General features: G+C 63.1%; 4 protein-coding genes. All 4 read right to left on the bottom strand.

What is annotated here, in order from left to right; all coding sequences use genetic code 11:
- Positions 1-147 precede the first annotated feature (147 nt).
- The 4 genes from WB785_RS10815 to WB785_RS10800 all read right to left on the bottom strand — a co-directional run bounded on the left by WB785_RS10815 (position 148) and on the right by WB785_RS10800 (position 2,934).
- Complete coding sequence (locus tag WB785_RS10815) at positions 148-762, bottom strand: LysM peptidoglycan-binding domain-containing protein (RefSeq protein ID WP_424079055.1); 615 nt, start codon at positions 760-762, stop codon at positions 148-150.
- Between the two features lie 141 nt (positions 763-903).
- Positions 904-1,830 (bottom strand): sterol desaturase family protein, encoded by a 927-nt coding sequence (locus tag WB785_RS10810; RefSeq protein ID WP_424079054.1) that lies wholly within the window; start codon positions 1,828-1,830, stop codon positions 904-906.
- Positions 1,831-1,839: 9 nt separating this feature from the next.
- The gene (locus tag WB785_RS10805; protein ID WP_424079052.1) at positions 1,840-2,568 is read right to left on the bottom strand and encodes an MgtC/SapB family protein; all 729 of its coding nucleotides are present in this window, start codon (positions 2,566-2,568) and stop codon (positions 1,840-1,842) included.
- A gap of 81 nt (positions 2,569-2,649) precedes the next feature.
- The gene (locus WB785_RS10800) at positions 2,650-2,934 is read right to left on the bottom strand and encodes a WXG100 family type VII secretion target (RefSeq protein ID WP_424079050.1); all 285 of its coding nucleotides are present in this window, start codon (positions 2,932-2,934) and stop codon (positions 2,650-2,652) included.

Raw genomic sequence — 2,934 nt, 5'->3', positions numbered from 1 at the left:
CGTCGACTCCCATCGGTTGGAGGCCGGCGCGGCGCCGGCCGGCTTTCAGATTACCGGCCCAACCCAACGCATCTCGCGGTTATGGCAGAGAGCGGTGATAGGGAGCGCGCCGGCCCCGATCCTGGTGCGGCGCGCTCCCGATCGCGATCAGGGAATCGTCAGCACTTCCCCGGGGTGGATCAGATCAGGGTTGGAGATGCCGCTGGCATCAGCGATGATCTGGTATTTACTGCCGTCGCCGTAGAACCGCTCCGCGATGGCCCACAACGTGTCCCCCGACTCGACGGTGTAGGTCCGCGGCGCGGGTTCCGGTTCCGGTTGGGGTGCTGGCGCGGCCTCCTCTACGGCGGCCTCCTCCGCGGTGGGCGCGGCTGTTTCTTCCGCAGCAGGCGCGGCTTCGGCTTCTGGCTCGGGTGGTGGTGGAGCGTCGGTCTCGGTCTTCGTCGACCACGCCGCACCTCCGTCGGCGGCATACAGCACGAGATTGCGATCGTCCTGCAGGACCAGCCTGACGTTCTTCTTGCCTTTGGTGTCGGTGTGCCACACCGGCTTGTCAGCGGTGTAGACGACGAAGTTGCCGTCGCTTTGGACCTCGGCGCGTACCGCGTCTTGGCCCTCGGTGCCCGTCGCCCAGATCGCGTTGCCGCGCGATGCCAGCACCAGGTTTCCGTCGTCTTGCAACGTCAGGGTGTAGGCCCCGTTACTTGAGGTCAGCGATTCACCCTTGACAAGTTTTTGTCCTTCGGTGAGTGTGTCTGCCACTGCATACCCTCCTCATCATCGCGGCCCCGGCAGATACCGGGCGGGAGTCGTACAACCGCACGACTAATTCGACCCTACTGACGTTGGCTTTGCGATGGAACTATTCGGCACGCTGCAAATAAAACGATTGATGAACGGCCGCTAACGGCTGACGGTTACCTCAGGTCGGCTGGTCGAGAGAGGCTGCCAGGCCGGGGGGCCGAAGACATAGCCCAGCCGGTCGCGCAGGCGCGTCGCCGACCGGAAATCCCGAGCGATAGCTAGATATTCGTGCGTTTGCAGCTTCCAGACGTTGAACGTATCAACCTGTTTGGTGAGCCCGTAGTGCGGACGGAATGTCTCTTGCCGGAAGGTGCCGAACAGCCGGTCCCAGACGATGAAAATGCCGCCGTAGTTCTTGTCGAGATACTCCGGGTCCATCCCGTGGTGCACCCGGTGGTGCGACGGCGTGTTGAAGACGAATTCAAAAGGCGCCCACATTCTGCCGATCCGCTCGGTGTGCACCCAGAACTGGTAGATGAGGTTGATCGAGAAACTGACGAAAACCAGCCAGGGCGCAATACCCAACAGCGGCAACGGGATCCACATCAGAATCTCGCCGCTGTTGTTCCACTTCTGACGCAGCGCGGTGGCGAAATTGAAGTATTGGCTGGAGTGGTGGGCCTGGTGGGTAGCCCAGATCAGCCGAATCCGATGCGCCATGCGGTGATAGCAGTAGTAGAGCAGATCCACACCGACGATCGCGATAACCCATGTGTACCAACGCGTCGCGGATAGATGCCATGGGGCCAGGTATGCATATATCGCGGCGTAGCCCAGCAGCGCAACGAATTTCCACCCCGCCGTGGTGGCCACTGAAACCAGCCCCATCGTGATGCTTGCCCAGGAATCTGCGGTGAGGTACGCACCCGACCCGGGCCGGGTGTTGGCTTCCCGCTCAATGTGTTCAAGTTTGCGGGCGGCGGTCCACTCCAGGATCAACAGCACGAGGAAAAACGGAATCGCGAACAGCACCGGGTCCCGCATCTGCTCAGGCAGCACGGATAAGAACCCCGCGATCGCATCCACAGATCAAGACTAGTCTGCGTGCGGCGCGCGGGGCATCGGCTCGTCCTGCTCGCCGGCATACCAGTGCACGGCCTGGATGCCCGCTTGCAGCGAGAGCTCGGCCACCAGCTTTTCCAGCCGGGACGGCGCGTGGCCATCGCTAAGCAGGTAGGCGGTCAAGGCAACGCTGTCGTCGCCGGCGCGGCCCGTGTGAATACCGCGCAGCACAAATTCGCCGCTGCCGGTGCGCTGGACAATCTGGGCGCGTGCATACTTTTCCGACTTGGGTCGACAGATCACCTGCAGTTGGTACGGCTGGTCATCCTCGTCCTCCTCCACCACGTTGTCCCGGTCGATCAGGTGACCCAACGGGCGACCCAGCAGGTGAACACCGACAACGGTGCCGGCGGCGATCAGGGCGAACACGAAATGCCCGCCAGCCGCGAGCACTCCGACCGCGGCCGAGCACCACAGGGTTGCGGCTGTGTTGAGTCCGCGCACATTGAAGCCCTCGCGCAGGATCACCCCACCGCCGAGAAAGCCGACTCCGGACACCACATACGACGCCACCCTGGTTGGGCTGCTGTCGTTGGTAACAACCGCATAGAGCACGAACAACGTCGCACCCGTGGCCACTAGCGCGTTGGTGCGCAGTCCGGCCCTCCGCGCCTGCCACTGCCGCTCAATCCCGATTAGCGCGCCACAGCCCAGCCCAACGCCCAACCGCAGCGCGAACTCGGCGATACTCAACGTCTGCATGACGTCGCTCTCCTTTCGTCTCTGCAGACCTGAGTACCAGTTTGGACGAGTCCGGCGAAATCGGGCTGCAATGGGTGCCTTTTAGGCCCAGCTGCCGCCGACGGCGTTGTCGGTGGAGTTCATGTTGTTGCCCGCGGTTTGCACCTTTTGGCCGTGAGCGTTGGCTTGTTCGTAGATGACCTGGAAGTTGCGACCCAGCTGGGTGATGAACTCCTGGCAGGCCACCGAACCGGCGCCGCCCCAGAAGTCACCGGCAGCCAGCACATCGCGCACGATGGCCTGGTGCTCGGCTTCCAACGACGCGGCCTGGGCGCGAATGAGTGCGCCGTGGGCGTCCACGTCGCCGAATTGGTAACTGATCGACAT

Origin of the sequence: Mycobacterium sp., assembly GCF_049585075.1 — a bacterium.
In the GTDB taxonomy this organism is placed as follows: domain Bacteria; phylum Actinomycetota; class Actinomycetes; order Mycobacteriales; family Mycobacteriaceae; genus Mycobacterium.
Note: the sequence above shows the minus strand (reverse complement) of the source record. Positions and strands in the feature narration are given on the sequence as shown.